This is a genomic window from Ruegeria atlantica (assembly GCF_013032505.1).
GTDB classification, from domain to species: Bacteria; Pseudomonadota; Alphaproteobacteria; order Rhodobacterales; family Rhodobacteraceae; genus Ruegeria; species Ruegeria atlantica_F.
In genome coordinates, this window is the sequence record NZ_WQCG01000014.1 from 16,310 (window position 1) to 34,507 (window position 18,198).

At 53.9% G+C, this 18,198-nt stretch carries 9 protein-coding genes; 8 read left to right on the plus strand and 1 reads right to left on the minus strand.

Annotation, left to right across the window (positions count from 1 at the left end):
• Nucleotides 1–1,336: 1,336 nt before the first annotated feature.
• Nucleotides 1,337–1,630, minus strand: a complete 294-nt coding sequence (locus GOW92_RS23800; RefSeq protein ID WP_170566037.1) for a hypothetical protein — start codon at nt 1,628–1,630, stop codon at nt 1,337–1,339.
• A 298-nt stretch (nt 1,631–1,928) separates the two neighbouring features.
• On the opposite strand from GOW92_RS23800, the gene GOW92_RS23805 reads away from it, so the two are divergent.
• The 8 genes from GOW92_RS23805 to GOW92_RS25060 form a co-directional block, all read left to right on the plus strand.
• Entirely contained in the window at nt 1,929–2,270 is a 342-nt protein-coding gene (locus GOW92_RS23805; protein ID WP_170566040.1) for a hypothetical protein, read from the plus strand.
• 180 nt (nt 2,271–2,450) lie between these two features.
• On the plus strand, nt 2,451–3,089 hold the full coding sequence (locus GOW92_RS23810) for a hypothetical protein (RefSeq protein ID WP_170566043.1): 639 nt from the start codon (nt 2,451–2,453) through the stop codon (nt 3,087–3,089).
• A 330-nt stretch (nt 3,090–3,419) separates the two neighbouring features.
• The gene (locus GOW92_RS23815) at nt 3,420–4,064 is read left to right on the plus strand and encodes a hypothetical protein (RefSeq protein WP_170566046.1); all 645 of its coding nucleotides are present in this window, start codon (nt 3,420–3,422) and stop codon (nt 4,062–4,064) included.
• On the plus strand, nt 4,064–4,681 hold the full coding sequence (locus GOW92_RS23820; protein WP_170566049.1) for a hypothetical protein: 618 nt from the start codon (nt 4,064–4,066) through the stop codon (nt 4,679–4,681). The genes GOW92_RS23815 and GOW92_RS23820 overlap by 1 nt, the downstream gene beginning before the upstream one ends.
• Before the next feature lie 27 nt (nt 4,682–4,708).
• Nucleotides 4,709–5,275 (plus strand): hypothetical protein, encoded by a 567-nt coding sequence (locus tag GOW92_RS23825; RefSeq protein WP_170566051.1) that lies wholly within the window; start codon nt 4,709–4,711, stop codon nt 5,273–5,275.
• 840 nt (nt 5,276–6,115) lie between these two features.
• On the plus strand, nt 6,116–15,133 hold the full coding sequence (locus tag GOW92_RS23830) for an FG-GAP-like repeat-containing protein (protein WP_217356583.1): 9,018 nt from the start codon (nt 6,116–6,118) through the stop codon (nt 15,131–15,133).
• A 196-nt stretch (nt 15,134–15,329) separates the two neighbouring features.
• On the plus strand, nt 15,330–15,491 hold the full coding sequence (locus GOW92_RS25435) for a hypothetical protein (protein ID WP_368040327.1): 162 nt from the start codon (nt 15,330–15,332) through the stop codon (nt 15,489–15,491).
• Nucleotides 15,492–16,195: 704 nt separating this feature from the next.
• The coding region (locus GOW92_RS25060) for a M10 family metallopeptidase (RefSeq protein WP_302477334.1) at nt 16,196–18,198 on the plus strand (2,003 nt) is incomplete at its 3' end.

Sequence of the window (18,198 nt, forward strand, 5' to 3'; positions counted from 1 at the left end):
TAGTTTCTCAGAGATAATACAAGCTTAGATTGAATCACGGCAAGTGACTCGCCTAGAGTGCCACCAACCCGCTGATCGAGGATGCAGTGACACATAAGAAAGTTTTGAAATTCTTACCTGGCAGTTTACGAAAGCGCGACGTGCGACTGACTATGATGACGATTTATAGGGGACTCCGCCAGACAAAGACAGGGAGCTCAATGCAATCTTGCTATGATTTCCACAACGGTTTTTCTGGTGATGTTTGCACTGCAGCGCAGCCACCAGTGATGCCACAAGAAAAACGCTCGTTTTCCGGGTGCAGGAGCAATCCAGTGAACGAACATCGACCACTGTGCGGACATTGGTATGTCGTGTTCGTGCAGCTTATCATGCCAAAAAAAGCCAGATGGCTGGTACGCCTAATCATTGACTATCCGCGTGTAACCTGGAACTTGCGTTCATCGTTTCAGCGTGTTCATTAAGGTAAGCTTTAGAGGGCTTTAGGCCAACGGCGCTGCAAAAGTCGTATAAGGAGAGTGTTCGTTGCTTAATCCACTTGAACAGGCTGAAGTTAGCTTAGCAGATACTCCGATGAAGACGTTCTTGGTGGTTAGCTTGACCACCGTCACATGCGAATAGGTTCTCCTTATACGGGATTGCTAATAACTCTAGCCGGACTTTGCGATTGCGTACGAAGCCAGAGCCTATCGAAACCAGATTGGTTTTTCAGAAAACTGGGAATAAGAACATCGGGAGGAAACTATAGTGCTTTGCTTTCTAAAAGCTAAACTCTTGTCGCTCGCGGGTCAGCCCAACAAGGCTTTGGCTCAGTCACGGACCGCAAACAAAATAGGTAGGTTATCTCTTGCTATTTACATGAGTTTGCTCGGGGTCTTATCGCCGGTTCCGCTAGTCGCGGGTGGGTCCGAAAGGCCCGAGAGTCCTTGCGGGACCGTTTGGGCGGATGTTGTCGAGCAAGTTCGCCCCTACGGACCACGTCTGCTCCCCCCAAAAAATGGCATCGTTTTTGTGGGCAATGATGGACAGGCGTATGACTGCCTCAATATGGGAATTCCAAATCAATTACTCGAAATTACTTCGCAGCAGGATCGCCAATTTTTTGACCTAATTAAGAGGCAAGAAAATAGGGATTATTTTGAGTCGGTCGCCTGTGTGGCGGGGCTCCAAGAATTTGTGGGGAATTCTTGGGTCACAATATATCTGCCATATGAAGTTGAGCAACTTTCGTCTCAGAAATGTCGAAAGCGGTTACCAGTGGTCTTTGAAGTTTTAAAGGAAGCAATTGGAGAATAAATGACGAATGAAGGCAATTGTTTGATGGGCAGAATTGGACTCAGTTCCGGTCGTGGCGACGGCGGATCTCAGAGATGTCCGGGCCGATGCACATATCCTCACCTACTTGGACGATCCGGATGTGGTGATCATGGCCGATATCCTGCATTCGCGTTGCGCCCTGCCGTGATGCGTTTGCGTGCCTGCAAGGTTGCCGGGCGGGGCAGGGGGCAACAAGGAATGCGCCCAGATCCTGGGGTCGTTCAGCCTGGCCCATCCGATACATCATCGTTCGGAAGCTCTGCACCACGATGAAAGCCGCCACTCCAGCAGCCTGAAATCTGAGCCTCAGCATGCCCTGGGGGTCGACGTGACGGTGACAAACCCGTTTGTGTCATACACCGGGTTGCAAACCAGCATCGGTCTCACCGTGACCTCCCCCTGGCCCGGTTTTGGTGCTGTGGCCCTTGGCCTTGACACAACTAACCGGTTAGTTTATTCATAACAGAAACAAGCTTAGGTTGTGCTGAGACTAGTAAATCGCCTACGATGCCAACACCTCGCTGATCGAGGACGCAGTGACATATAAGAAAGTTTGGGAACCCCTCCTTGGGCTGAATGTCCCGTGAGAGAAGCAGCAAGGAAAACAGCAGTTGCCATATCCACTTGAACAGACTGAACTTAACATACCCGATGCTCGAAAGAAGATGCGCCTGGTGACGAGATTGATCGCACTGGTTAAAGAGATTTACACCCTTTACCCTGGCGCACTGAAACTGCTGATTTGTTTAAGTTCGGCAGTTACCGTCAAATTCATGTATCCTGACATTTACTATTCCTCTGGCTGGTCCGGAAATGCGGATGTAGGAATCTACCTTGTTTTGCCGTTATCCATCTGCGCGTTGATCTGCGGTTCTATCAAGCGCAAGCACCAGTTAGGCAAGATACCCCTGCGAAAGCTAAGTGACTTGGATTTACGCCGTGCGGCCATGTAGATATAATTTTAATTTGGCGAGTCCGAGACTCTAGCGGGAGTTATTCAAGGAAAAAGATCAGGAATTATGGCGGGCATGTTTCTGGTTTGGAGTCAAAAAAAGCGGCCTAAAATAAATCGAAGATATGGGCAAACAATAATAACTTTTTAGTCTGCTCTAATCCACTAAGGAGAATAGTACTTGGAATATCATAGCATCATCGCGGGCCTTCTACTTTCTCTTTTTCCCCTCAATTCCGCTGCTGCGGATGTTGTCAATGAACGTAATTTGTTCTCGGAAAAGTCGCCTTGCAGGGCGTATTCCGAATTTCTAGAGGGGAACCCTTCCGAAGAAGAAAATGGATGCCATCCAATTTCCAATTTCCTTATTTCAGAGGCTAATTCTAGTCACTTAGAATTCCTCCAAAAATATGACGAAGCTCTGGCAGACGATACGGGGTTGGACTTCCTTGTGCAGGCACAAACATTTATTATCAGAAACGAACCTGTTTCTGCTTACTTCTGGCTCGACATATCTGATCGCCAACATTTTTCGGATATGATTGTCGCCGGTGATGTTGAAAGAGCGGTCTTTTATGCCGCTCTTATCAGTAAAGCCAAAGCAGATGCCGTAAAATCTCTATGTAACGCAAACTACATGGAATGTGAAAGACTTGCTGGATATATAGAGGTTGATGAAGTTTTCTCTGATCTCTCACCGCAACATTATTCGACAAAGTCGGATATATTATTACTGTGCTTGCTTAGGTCTGATGCGTATGTATTACCGTTAAAAGAAGTATTAAAAAGTGCAAGATTTAATCAATGCATCGTTCAGTAGAAAAGTTAATTTTGAGAAGTGCTGGGGAAAGTAAATGACTGGACCTAAAGGTGGATATAGGCAGCCGACGATTAAGCAAGACTCTAAATCAGGGCTTACTGTCCCCAAGGGAAGTTTGGAATTGGGGACAATTGGACCTGGTGACTACGCAATCCAGAAGGCTGCGCCTTATGGTCGAATAACAGATAGCTTTCGTAGGCATCTACTACTATTTGCGCGTTCGGGTGAACGGTGGTGACGTGGGTGTTGTAGTCATCGTTTCTATTTTTGTTCTGGCGGCACTGACTTTCTCTGAGAAAAGAAAAAATATCAAGGAAAAGGAAAATACAGATGGGATTTGAGATTCTGAAATACCGGGGTAAACTAATTTATCCAGCGGAACTTCCTCATTCCAAATTTTTTCGGCATTGCATGGACTTTGCCCGCATCAGTATTATTTCCACTTTTTCACTTTTGATTCTACCGCCCGCAATGGCACAACTCGCCGAAGAAATTCCAAAAAAATCTCCTGATTACAACCTCTGTCTCGCTGCGGTGAAAGATAAAGTCTTTTTTGAAACACTCAGCGAACAAGATTTTTTATACTATTACCCGATCGTACAAGACCTGGTGGGAGATGATCTTGACTTAAACTCCATGATTTTGTTCGGGGACGAAAGAAAGATTCGGGCAATCGAAGATTCTATGTTGATTGGCGAGTGGTCAACTTTTTATTATCTGACGTACTCTGCCTGGATTATTGAATCCACGCTTCGGAATGACGCGCCACTTGACGGCGCAGCCTCTCTTTTAAATGAACACTATTATGACAGCCTAGAAGCATTATTGGGCTTTGACCTTACTCAACGCAAACGGGATGCTCGCTCCGTCATTAGCTGCGCCGTCCAGTGTGGATCGGATAGTCAGAGTGTTTCAGATGTTTTGGAAAGCGAAGCGTTTAATCTATGTTTTAACAATGGAATTGAGGAAAACTGATGGGCAGCAAATTACGGGTGCACAATCCGCTCGGGGCAGATGATTTTTTCGCGCGTAAAGCAGCAAACGAACTAAGGGAACTCTACGAGAAATCACTTCAGGATGGAATTGTTTCACCCTCGGAAAAAAAATCCTTAGAAACGCAGCATGCAATTTTGGGGATTGCTGTAAAAAATGCGAAAAACCCGATGCTACCGGCCGAAACTAGCCCGTTATTTTCGCAGGATCTCAGTAGATCAACGATGTTTGAAATGGACAAGAATCTGCACTCCATTTCGCCCCCGGGTCATTCAAAGTATGCGAGACCAGGTTTTGAGCAAATAGCTAGCGCTTTCGCTCACGGCATGAATCATGCCGTCGGAATGAGCACTCGAGAACAAGCGCTGGATAACCGGGTTGATAGAGCTCTGGCTCGTATGGGTGAGCTCCCACTCACGGATTTGGAGAAAGGCAGGTTCCACACAAAATTGAACGAGGGTTTTGCCGCACACCTCAGTGAGCGCGCGCTTAATGACCCTGACGAAATTGGGTTCACGCCGGCGAGCACCTCGTCGCCTAACTGGGTGCCTACCAGATCAATTCGAGGTGGGGATACGTTTGTATCCGCCACTGTGTAAACATAGCCAAAGGGTAAGGAGCGCTACTTGTTCGTCGTTTTCAAACTATTTTTAGTGACATTCATAACTTTTATCCCTGCGATAAGCCACTCTCAAAATTCAATTCCTGAATACCTCGAAAGAATTTCTCGACGGTGCTCTATCGTCTGGGAGTTCGAAGGCGTCATTCAAAGTAAGATGATATGTCGTCAGGGGGCCGAAGCAATTACGGAAAGCAAAGAGGGAACAGTAACGATCAGATTAAAGCGCGATGGTCGAATTGTGGGGGCGAAGAACGAAGTAATGCATATTGAAGCCGCACCAGAACCCATAAATGATTTCATTGCATGGGCACAAAGCTGTAAGCAATCTGGTTCGTGTAAAATACAAGATGACATGAATGGGGTATTTGACACTATAGGCCTTATCAACTTGGATGAGGGAGTTTGGGAATTCCAACTTTCGAGTGCAAAAGAGGAGCCGGACCGCGGGTCCTCAACATTCTTCTTTCTAGCAGGCAAAGATATATTTGCCATCCGAAATACAGCAAACAATTTCGGCTCTGAAAGCTCAATCAAAATATTTCCTTTCTTCATAGTTGAAGACGTCAATTAAGGATTCTTAAAAATGGTTGAACTAACGTACGGTTGGCTCGGGAGACCGTCCATTCACTTAGATCAATATGATTTTCCAGAACCGGACATTTTGGAAATTACAGAGAATTATCGATCTCCGGGTGATATTTCAACCATAGTCGAGAACACTGCCGGCGCTGTAAGAGATTTTTTGGACGAGGCCGCCAAAGATTTAGGAAGAACTCTGGATGTTACTTATGGCTTCGTGGGTGCACAAAGTTATCAAATCCATGTTGGTGCTCAACAGTGGAGGGGAAAAACTGGTTCTTTGGAGAGCTTTGCCAGACAATTAGCATCTGAAGCCGAAGCCAGTATCGAAGTCAGATATGAGCAATTTCTAGAAGACAGCTTTTACACAAGCTCAGTATTCAGTGATCCAAACGAGCTAAGCAATCGGTATCAAGCGCTTCGTTCTGATTTTGATACATTCGTGGCCACAGAGGTCAGTGTTACAAACAAAGCGCTTTTGGGGGCATGGGTTGCAGACAGCTTGGGGTGGGCTCCAAGTTTGCCGGACAACATTCGATCACTTCATTTTGACACATCTTCGTTTGGCCTTCCCAATGCGGACTATCCACAACCAATCGGCAGCCCAATAGGTCCAGTTCAGGGGCCTTATCAATTCGGGAATGGGCCTCAATGGTTAGCTCAACCTCAAACCGGTGTTGGGGGAGTGCAATTGCCGGGGATTGATCCGCTTCCAAATGTTCCCACGTCTCCACCGCTTCCACCGAGTGTGGGGCTGCCAATTCCGGCAGCGAGTCCTGCTGGGTCAGTCTACCAAGCGCTAGATGGTTACAGTTATCCAGTTCAATGGGATATGGGAACTCCGATACCTGCTCCCGCACCTTATGTCCCGCCGGTTTCTCCTGTCATCGCTTTGACACAGGGGCAGTCAGAAGGTGTTGATTTTGGACAAACACCTGCAGGTGGCATTTTAGGGGTCGCCCGAGATTTTGGGCAGACAGTTAGTGAATGGGCAAGTTCTCTTGGGAGTTTGGTTACGACCGGGCAAGATGCAACGACTGCCGCATGGAACTCTCTTTCCTCACTGGAAAAGGCTCAAATTGCCGCGGGGGTCTCAAGTTTTGCCAAGTCCAACCATATCAACAGCAATGGCACGCATGGGGGCATTGATCCCGGTGGGAACTCCGGCGGTGATGGTGGCGGTTCCTCGAGTGGCGACGGCAACGCCGGCCGCAGCGGGCATAATTCCGGGACGGGTCTGAGCGGCGAGGACCGTCCGATCATCCTGGACCTGGACGGATCTGGCGTAGAGCTCACGGAGCTGTCGCAGTCGACGGTGTTCATGGATGCAGATGAGGATGGTCTGAAGAACCAGACGGCCTGGTCCGGCGACGGGGACGGGGTTCTGTTTTTTGACGCGGACGGGGACGGGGTGATCTCCGAGACGCGGGAATATGTATTTACGGAATGGGACCCGACGGCGACGAGCGACATCGAGGCGCTGCGGGCGGTGTTTGACAGCAATGGCGACGGTGTGTTCGACGCCAATGACGATGCCTGGGGTGACTTCAAGGTGCTGGTGACGCAGGCGGATGGCTCGCTGGTGGCAATGACATTGGACGAACTGGGGATCACGTCTATCGATCTGACTGCGGATGCGACCCATATCGAGTTGCCCGATGGCTCGGTGATCACCGGCCAGACCACCTTCACCAAATCCGATGGCACCACCGGGACCGTGGCGGACACCCTGCTGGTCAGCAATACACAGAGCTACCGGATTGAGGAAAGCGAGGTCACTGACTCGGAGGGGGTGCGCACGCATATCCAGACCGGGTATGGCGCCGATGGCGCCATTTCTTTTGTCATCACCTCGGTGACGTCGGCGGACGGAACGTCGATTGCCAACAGCTATGATGACAATGGCGACGGGGTGGTGGACCGGTTGCAGACCATCGTGACGGTGACCAACCCGGATGGCAGCAAGAGTGAGACGGTCACCAACAAAGCGGGCTCGGAGGCCGGTTCTGCGGTACTGGTGAGCGCGCGCAGGACCACCACCAGCGCGGATGGCAATACAGTGACCATCGAGCGGGATTCCACCGGTGGCGGTTGGTATGACCAGACCGAGGTGCGTACGACCCATGGGGATGGCCGCCTGACCATCGTGACCACGGATCGGGGGCCGGATGGCAGCGTGATCCGCAGGTCCAGCGAGACGGTCTCAGCCGACGGGCTGACGCGGACGGATGCGATTGATGCGGATGGGGACGGGTGGGTCGATCTGACCATCTCTCATGTGATTGCGGTGAACGCGGATGGCACGCGCTCGGAAACGATCCGGCATCTCAATGAAGATGACTCACTGCGCAGCGCGGTGACGGAAAGTGTCTCGGCAGATGGCCGCATGAAGACCATCACGCGCGATCTGGACGGGGATGGTGATGCGGATGTCCAGGAGGCGCTGACCATCACGGTGCATGCGGATGGTTCGACGGCGTCGACGGAGACGGTGAGGAATGGCGACGGCAGCCTGCGCAGCACGACCACGCAGTCCCAGTCCGCGGATGCGCTGACCAAAAGCAGGGCGGTGGACCAGGACGGCGACGGGGATGTTGATCTGACAACGGTGGACGCCACCACGATCCACACCGATGACAGCCGCGAGACGGTGACGACACAGACCAATACGGACGGGTCTGTCCGGGGCAAGGTGAAGGTCACGCTGGGCCGTGACAAGGTCAGTTCGGAAACCTGGATCGATCACAACCAGGACGGGGTGTTCCAGGCCACGGATCTGAGCCGGAGCGTGACGGTGGATGGAACGACCGGCGCCCGCACGGCCACCAGCTGGGCGCGTAATGCGGATGGGTCGTTCAGCGCCCAAACGAGGGCGGTGACCAGTCGGGATGGATTGACCACAACCACGCGCATCGACGCGGATGGGGATGGCGATACGGACCGGTCGATCTCTGATGTGACGGTAGAGAATGCGGATGGCACGTCGACCCGGACGATCACGGAACGGGCGCAGGACGGCAGCCTGATCAGCGCGCAGACCGAGACCACAAGCGCAGACGGGCTGACGGTGACCACCCTGAGCGACATTGACGGGGATGGGACCTGGGACGGAAAGTCTGTTTCGGCCCAGGCCGCCACCGCGGATGGGAGCACGCGGACCACGGCAACCACCTCCGCCGGCGATCAAACCACGCTGCTTTCCCGGACCGCGGTGTCGCAAAGCGCGGACCGGCGTGTGACGATCACAACCACAGATGCCAATGGCGACGGCGCGCGTGATGTCACCCTGCGGTCAGAACAGCACGCCAATGGCAGCCGGACCACGCTGGAGACCCGCCTGAACGCAGATGGGTCGACCCGCTCCACCCAGGCAACGGATGTCAGCGACGATGGGCTGACGGTGACGGTTGCAACGGATCCCGACGGGGATGGCAGGGTGGACACGCGGTCGACCAAAGCCACTGTCCTGAACGCTGACGGCGGACGAACCACCACCACCACGGTGACAAACGGCAATGACAGCCTGCGCAGCCAGACGGTGACGACGGTCAGCGATGACGGTCTGGTGACCACCACATCTGAAGACAAGGATGGGGATGGCACGTCAGAGCGTGTGGTGAGCTCCACCACCGCGCTCCTGGCAAATGGGTCCGAGACGACCACGCGGGATGTAGAGGCCAGTGACGGCTCCCGGCTGTCGCGCACGCAGACGACCGTTAGCGATGACGGTCTGACGGTTGAGACCCGGGCGGATCGGGACGGGGATCAGGCCGCGGATCTCGTCACCTCCAGTGTGACGGTGTTGACCGCAGATGGCGGCCGGACCGTCACCACCGAGGTCACAGATGTGACTGGCTCCAGTAACGCGCTGCGGTCGCGCACGGTGATCACCACCAGCGATGACGGCCGCGATGTCCTGGAGACCCGGGACGTGGATGGGGATGGAAACGTGGACCTGCGCCTTCACCGCGTTGTTGGGGATGACGGTCAGGTCACGGTGACGAAAACGCAGCTGGATGACGCAGGCGCAGTCCAGAGCCAGCAGATATCCACCACCAGTGATGACGGGCTCGCGACGTCAACCCGCTCCGATGCGGACGGCAACGGGGTCTTTGAGCGCAACACGAATAGTACAACAGTGCTCAATGCGGACGGGTCCACCACAAGAACGGTGGAAGAGACGGCCGGGACCGGCACGGTGTATCGCCGTGCGGTCATCGAGACCTCCCGCGACGGGCGGACCACAACAACCCGGGAAGACCGGGACACTGATGGTGATTATGATCTGACCACCGTTCAGACCTATGACCTGAGCGCTGCGGGTGTTGAGACCACCATGCTCACACGAACCGCGGCCAATGGCACCACGCTCAGCACGGATACGACCGTGGTCAGTGCCGATGAACGTACATCGGTTCGCTCTTTTGATGCCGATGGCAACGGGGTGAATGACCAGGTCATCACCACAACCATCGCGGATGACGGCACCCAGACCAGCCGGACGCAGGCCTTCAACAGCGCCGGCAGGGTGATTGCCACGCAGGTCCACACGGTCAGTGACGATGGGCTGACCAGCACCACCCGGACGGATCGCAACGGGGATGGCACGGATGAGCTGGTTGCAACGGCCACCACGGGTCTTGCTGCACACGGCGGCCGGACCACGACAACCCGCTACACCGATGGCAACGGGGCGCTGCAGGCCCAGACCATTGCGACCACCAGCGATGACGGCTTCAGCTCCACCTGGACCGCGGATCTCGACGGGGACGGGCGCAATGAGTTCGTCACCACCCGCACGACCGCGTTCGCCGCAGAGGGCGATGTGGTCGAGACGGCCACAACCGTCAACGGCAATGGCGCAACCCTGGGCAGCGTCACCACCACAACATCCGGAAACGGTCTCAGCACATCCACCGTCATGGACCTGAACGGGGATGGCACCACCGACCGGACCAGCACCATAGTGGAGCAGGCCAATGGCGGCTGGACCCGGACCCATCATCACTTCGGGGCCAACGCGGCGCGGGTCCAATCGGTCCAGAGCACAGAGTCCGCCGATGGGCGCACCCGGGCCACGCGCACGGATACGGATGGCGATGGCCATGCAGATCGGGCCGTCACAACCCATATCAACACCGATCAGGACCTCACAACAATCTACAGGGACCTGGGAGCATTGCGCTACAGGGATTTGAGCAGTGCCTGGTGGGCGTCAAAGGACAAGCATTCAGGCGATGTCAACGGTGATGACCGGGCCGATGTCATTGTGCTTAGTGGTGATAACCAGAGCAAGATCAGTGTGTGGTTTGGTCAGAAAGATGGCAGTCTGTCATTTGGGCAGCTGAATATCGAAGATATTGCCGGCGAATGGTGGTCAAGCCGCGAGAAGTTTGTTGGCGATGTGAACGGGGATGGCCGCACGGATATCATCGGATTTTCCGGTGAGGATCAATTCCAACACATCAATGCCTGGTTCGGTGAAGCAGATGGTGGGTTCACATTTGCAAGGGTCGATGTCGAGGTGGTGGCTGGCGAATGGTGGTCAAGCCGCGAGAAGTTTGTCGGCGATGTGAATGGAGATGGCCGCACGGATATCATCGGATTTTCCGGTGAGGATCAATTCCAACACATCAATGTCTGGTTCGGTGAAGCAAATGGTGGGTTCACATTTGCAAGGGTCGATGTCGAGGTGGTGGCCGGCGACTGGTGGTCAAGCCGCGAGAAGTTTGTTGGCGATGTGAATGGCGACGGTCGCGCAGATATCATCGGATTGTCTGGTGAGGATCAGTTCCAGCACATCAATGTCTGGTTCGGTGAAGCAGATGGTGGGTTCACATTTGCAAGGATCGATGTCGAGGTGGTGGCCGGCGAATGGTGGTCAAGCCGCGAGAAGTTTGTTGGCGATGTGAATGGCGACGGTCGCGCAGATATCATTGGATTGTCTGGTGAGGATCAGTTCCAGCACATCAATGTCTGGTTCGGAAAAGCGGACGGTGGCTTTAAATTTGGCAAGTTGACCACGGGCGATATTGCGAACCAATGGTGGTCCGGGAAAGAAAAGCATGTCAACGATATAAATGGAGATGGATTTGCCGATATTGTTGGGCTTTCCGGAGATGATCAGAATGTCGTCAATGTCTGGCTGGGTCAGGCGGATGGCAGCTTTGTGAAAGCGGATCAAAAGGTGGCGACCGCGATCGTATCCGGCACGAAAGCGGCCAACGGGATGCAAGAAGAGTACACCTTTGATCTTGACGGGAATGGTCAGGCTGAATTTGTCCGAACGTCCATCACGTCGTTTGATGCGGCCGGCAATCAGGTTACGGAAATCACCGAAACCCATGGTGCCCATGTCAGTTTCCAGGAAAGGGTTACGTCCTCTGCCGATGGTTTAACCACATCCATCGCAACGGATATTGACGGGGATGGTCAGGCGGATTCAACAACTCAGATCACCACGACCCTGCATGACGACGGGCGCAAAACCCTGCGCAGCGAAGCCACTTATGACGATGGCGGTTCAAAGTCTACACTTGTGCGGGAGACCAGCGCGGATGGGCGCACGGTTGTCGAAAAGCGCGATCTGGATGGTGATGGTAAAAACGACATCGAAGTGACCACGATCACCGAGGCCGACGACAGCGTCACTACAGTTGAGGTGTCCCTGTTTAAGCGAGACGTAGATGACAGGGTCAAAGTCTGGTTTGGCGAGCAGAATGGAGAATTTACTTTCAGCGCAAATGACGTCGAGGACATTGCCGGAGAATGGTGGTCCAGCCGGGAAAAACTCTATGGGGATGTGAACGGCGATGGCCGGATCGACATAATCGGGCTGTCGGGCGTTGATCAGAATAGTCACGTGAAAGTCTGGTTTGGCGAGGATGATGGCGGGTTCACGTTTGCATCTGTCGATACCGAAGTTGTTGCGGGTTCCTGGTGGTCGGAACGTGAGAAATTCATCGGCGATGTGAATGGTGATGGGCGCGCTGATATCATTGGGTTGTCCGGTGAGGATACGCACCAACATATCAATGTCTGGTTTGGCGAGGTTGATGGCAGTTTCACGTTTTCCAACGTGAACACGGAAGACATTGCGAACTCCTGGTGGACGAGCCGCGAGAAGTTTGTTGGCGATGTGAACGGGGATGGCCGCACCGATATCATTGGTTTGACGGGTGATGACCAGAACAGGGATGTAAAGGTCTGGTTTGGTGAAGCAGACGGTCAGTTTACGTTTGCTGGTGAAAATGAGGAAATCATCGCCAACAGCTGGTGGACAAGCCGCGAGAAGTTCATCGGTGACGTAAATGGGGACGGTCGGGATGATATCATCGGCCTGACCGGGGAAGACGGCAACCAGCACATCAATGTCTGGTTCGGCGAAGCCAACGGCGGCTTTACAGCCGGACCCTCTGATACCGAAGTCATCGCGGGTGAATGGTGGGAAAGCCGGGAAAAATTTATTGCTGATGTGAATGGCGACGGGCGCGCTGATATCATTGGCCTGACCGGTGAGGATGCAAATTCTCACATCAATGTCTGGTTTGGTCAGGCTGATGGGACCTTCAGTTTTGCGGCCGTGAACAAGGAAGATATTGCCAATTCCTGGTGGGTGACCCGAGACAAGTTTGTGGGCGATGTAAACGGCGATGGTCGGGATGACATTGTTGGGCTGACCGGTATTGGAGATGTGGATAATACGCGTACCACCAAGGTGTCGGCGGATGGTCTGGTCACAACAATTATAACCAATGACAGCAACTTTATCCTGAACCGTTCACCTGTTGGCAATGGCAGCTATTCCACCAGCTACAGCGATGCGCACCAGAACTTTGTAAGCTCACACTCCGTGGACGGGACCGGTCTGGAAACCTGGGGGCTTACCCGGTTTTTTGAAGGACGGACCCAGAGCCATGCGGCGGTACTCGACAAGACTGCAAAAGACCGGATCCTGACCGAAGCAGAGCGGCTTTATGACACGCTTCTTGACCGGGATCTGGAGACGCATGAATACGAGATTCTGGTCACCCGGGTTCAAAATGGGGAGCTGAACATAGCCGCACTGGCAGACGATCTCATAAAATCACCGGAGTTCACTACGCGGTACCCGGACCAGTCGGATGCCGACTTCATCTACCAGCTGTACATCAACGCGCTTGGGCGCGGGGCGAGCATGAGAGAGTTCGAGATTGCCCTGGAAAAGCTCAATGGCGACACTGAGACCAAAGCGCAACTGGCTGCGGAACTGTCCGAGAGCTCCGAGCATATCGCAGTTGGGAACGAACACCAGTCGAGCAACAATTTTCATCCCGTCCTGAACCCCGCCCAGGCCGAGCGGTCCACGGACAAGGCCTATATCAGAGCTGTGGCCCAGCGTCTTGTGGACGTTCTCTATGGAAAGGAACTGATGGATGAGGCGTTGGACATGGTTGCGCTTCATGCGCTGAACAGAACGGAATCGCTGCACAGCCTGGCAACGAACCTGGTGGAGGAGACCGCAGAGCTGGATCCGAATACAGCGCTGGACCTGGCATCCATGAATACCGTGGATTTTGTAACGCATGTGTTCCGGAACGCTTTTGACAAAGCGCCCTCAAACCAACAGCTGGACTTCTGGAGCGCTCGTCTGCAGGACGGAAGCCTGAGCCGTGGAGAGTTTGCGCTGCTTGTCGCAACCAGCGTGGATTACCTCGCAGCGGGCGGCGCTAACGGGTCATTCGGGACCCTGATACAGATCGGAGCATCTGATCCGCAAAACATCGGTCTCGCAAACTCGGGGACCGGGCCCGCTGCCGTCTATGGGGACGATCGGGAAAACACGGTCAATGCTGCTGACTACGCCGGGCAAACCCAGCTGTCCGGGGGCGCGGGCAATGACATTCTCGCCGGTGGTAGCAATGCGGATATTCTCATTGGCGGAGCCGGCGCAGACCGGCTCATTGGGAACGGCGGAGATGATACTCTGTTCATAGATGTCGCAGATCTTGCATCGGGTGAGGTGCAGGGCGGTGAAGGCCATGACACCGTCAAAGTCATGGGTGCCGCGGGCGTTTCCCTGGTACTCAGGGCGCATGGTCTGGAAGACGCCTTTGGCGGTTTGGGCGATGATACGATCTCGGGTGCCGGACTGGCCGGGCCAACGAAAATCTATGGTGGAGAGGGCAACGATATTCTGACCGGTGGCGATGGGAATGACCTGCTTTACGGGGATAATGGCGACGATCAGATCTCGGGGGGTGTCGGGACCGACAAGATTCATGGCGGAAAAGGAAATGATACCCTGTCCGGAGGTGCGGGTGATGATGATCTGTTCGGAGGCGATCAACATGATGCCCTGAGCGGGGGTGATGGGGCCGACAATCTCCATGGTGGAGACGGGCACGATACGCTTGCCGGCGGTGCCGGAAATGACCGGATCGGTGGCGGTCGGGGCAGTGACATTCTATACGGAAACGATGGGGATGACTTGCTGGATGGCGGTGAGGGCAATGACGTTATCAGGGGGGGTGTTGGCGGGGATGTCCTGGTTGGGGGCGACGGCAACGACACCCTTAGTGGTGGTGCGGGCACGGACACTCTGTATGGAAATGCCGGTAACGACACGCTCACCGGAGACGCTGGTGCGGATGCCTATGTGTTCGATTTCAGGGAACACACCGGAGCAGACGTGATTACCGACTTCACGGTCGATGAGGACGTCATCGTGATCAGGGGCGGGACTTACGCGGATCTCACTTTTGTGAGCACAGGCTCCGGAACTCGGATTGAATGGGATAATGGGTCCGTCGTGGTAGAGGGCATAAACATACTGCTTGAACCGGATCAGTTTATGTTCGCCGTTGCGTAGGCCGGTCAGTTTCTGCTGGCTCCGGATTCTTTTTTACCAGTAGGTCATCAATACACATACGGGCCGTGATCAGATCTCGCCCTCTGTGACAACTCTGCCGGACGGCGGCTTTGTCGTCACGCGGGCTTCCCGCGGTCAGGACGGGAGTGGCCTTGGAATTTATGGCCAGCGTTTTGCGGCGCGACTTGCCGCCGAGGTGGGAACGGAAGGCAATGACACCCTGAACGGGAGAGAAGAAACCAACCGATTTTTCGGGCTCGGTGGGGATGTTAGCCTCAATGGCCATTGTGGCAACGACAGGCTTGAAGGCAGTGCGGGTAACGACATCCTTTTTGGGGAGCGGACTCGGACGAGATGAATTGTGGTGGTGATATCGGCGACCTTCATCGTGGTGCAGAGCATTCAGGCGATGATGTCCTGGCTGTAATCGTAGGGGAGGGTCAACAGTTAGAGCCAGCCTCAATCTGATCCTCAGCATGCCCTGGGGGCCGACGTGACGGTGACAAACCCGTTTGTGTCATACCCCGGGCTGCAAACCAGCATCGGTCTTACCGTGACCTCCCCCTGGCCCGGGTTTTGGTGCTGTGGCCCCTGGTCTTGACTCAACTAACGGGTTAGTCTAATGCAAGTTAATGCAAGCTCAGGTTGAGTTGAGGCAAGGAACGCGCCTGCGGTGCCAACACCTCGCTGATCGAGAACGCAGTGACACATAAGAAAGTTTGGGAATTCCTCCTGAGGCTGAATGCCCCGTGAGAGAAGCAGCAAGGAAAATGGAAGGTGCCATGTCCAACTGAACTGACTGCACTTAACATACCCGATGCTCGAAAGAAGATGCTTCTCTCACGGGGCAATCCGGTTTCAGAAACCAACTCCCGGCTTGCCCTGTGCCGTAAATGCTCAAATGCGCAACCATCGGCTCCAGACATTGGAACACCGATGACCTGGGCGTGAATACCATGTGCACCATCACTCAAACGGAATTCTACTTGGGAAATGTCAGTGCCTACTCTGTGAGTTTGAGTTCTGCTTTCAACAGTCAAAATTCGACGAAAAGGGGCGATCATGTTTTATATTTATCCAAACCAAAGTACTCCGAATGTTGATGTGCCGTCGGATGATCGCCATCAAAGTGACGTTGTGCGAACGGAATGCCCACCAGACATCGGCACTACCTCCGCGGCGACAGAATCGACGCTTCAGGAGATGGCGGACTTCCTTGAGGTCGGGTATTGGAACAATGGCATTGGCCGGCACCATAACGTTGGTTCAACCGGTCGCGATCCGAATAATGGGGTACTCCACTACAATGTCAGTGGGTTTGACACGCTCACACACGGAGGCGGGTCTGATGCAGATGGCGTTTCCGACGCGCGCGCCGAACTCATAAGAGATGCCTTTGATGTTTATGAGGCCGTTCTGGGCATTCAGTTCATCGAGACCACAAGCACCGACGACAGCGTGGTTGATTTCTTCTTTTCGGACAACCAAAGTGACGCTTTTGCAGGCTCGCCACTCTACGACGATGGCACGATCGAATATTCCTATATCAACATCCCAGCAGACTGGTCCGGGTCGACATCAACATATGATGACTATACCTTGCAGACGATATTCCATGAGATCGGGCACGCCTTGGGTCTGGGGCATCAAGGGCCGTATAGCGGTTCCGCAAGCTACGCAAACGACGCGATCTTCGAACTCGACAGCTGGCAAGCAACAATGATGTCCTATTTCTCGCAATGCCAGAACACGGCGATCAACGCGAGCCATGAATATCTACAAACGCCGATGGTCGTGGACTGGCTTGCGCTAGACAGCATATATGGCCCGCAGGGTTATAGTGTCTCTAACGCCTTCACTGGTGATACTGTCTACGGGTTCAATACCAATATCTCCGCCAGCGAAAGTCAGATTTGGTATGAATTCGCAACCTATGCCAGCCGCACAGCCTCGACGATTATTGACGGCGGCGGAATCGACACACTGAATTTCAGCGGCTATCACGCAAATCAGAAGATCGATCTCACGATACAAACGGCTGACCAGACCTCGCAGAACACGTCAGACATCGGAGGATCGACAGGCAACCTGACGCTCGCCATTGGTACAGTTATCGAAAATGCGATTGGTGGATCCGGCAACGATCTTCTCATCGGCAATCGGGTAAACAATAACCTCCGAGGCGGAGCGGGCAACGACACTCTGCGTGGCGAGGATGGCAATGATGCGCTTTTCGGGGGGGCCGGGGCAGACCGTCTCTGGGGCGGGAATGGCAATGACACCCTGGATGGCGGCTCCAGCACGGGCTGGGACGGTCTTTTTGGAGGCGAAGGTAACGATACTTACCTGATTGCGAACTGGTCCGATAACACCTGGATTGACGAACAAGGAGCAACTTCAACCAACGACAGAATTCTGTTCAAGGAAATCTCTTTCTGGGACCTGTCAGGGAATTGGGCGGTTAACGAGGGGCTCTCCCATATCGAACTCCGAGACACGGACGGGGATATTTTCCATATCTACAACGCTCACAAGATCGAGCGGTTTGAGTTTGAAACAGCACAGCGTACGTTCAGCGGTCTTTTTGTCGGGGGCGCTGGTGCTTCGAATGACAACATCACAGATGCCAGTGTGGGCGACGGGCTTGTTCTGGCCGGCGCGGGTGACGACACTGTCTATGGGCAACATGGCAACGATCTTCTCCGAGGGGATGACGGTAATGATCATCTTCACGGCGGCAATGGTAATGACATTCTGGTGGGCGGAAACGGGGATGACCGCCTCTACGGTGAGGCTGGCGACGATTGGCTGGACGGATCCGGAGCAGAAGGCTGGGACGGTCTTTTTGGAGGCGAAGGTAACGATACTTACCTGATTGCGAACTGGTCCGATAACACCTGGATTGACGAACAAGGAGCAACTTCAACCAACGACAGAATTCTGTTCAAGGATATCTCTCTCTGGGACCTGTCAGGGAACTGGGCGGTTAACGAGGGGCTCTCCCATATTGAACTCCGAGACACGGACGGGGATATTTTCCATATCTACAACGCTCACAAGATCGA

Excerpts from the sequence above, each read along its gene's own strand:
- GOW92_RS23830 (WP_217356583.1), top strand. The coding sequence starts at position 6,116 with ATGGGAACTCCGATACCTGCTCCCGCACCTTATGTCCCGCCGGTTTCT.
- GOW92_RS23815 (WP_170566046.1), top strand. The coding sequence starts at position 3,420 with ATGGGATTTGAGATTCTGAAATACCGGGGTAAACTAATTTATCCAGCG.
- GOW92_RS23800 (WP_170566037.1), bottom strand. The coding sequence starts at position 1,630 with ATGCTGAGGCTCAGATTTCAGGCTGCTGGAGTGGCGGCTTTCATCGTG.
- GOW92_RS23820 (WP_170566049.1), top strand. The coding sequence starts at position 4,064 with ATGGGCAGCAAATTACGGGTGCACAATCCGCTCGGGGCAGATGATTTT.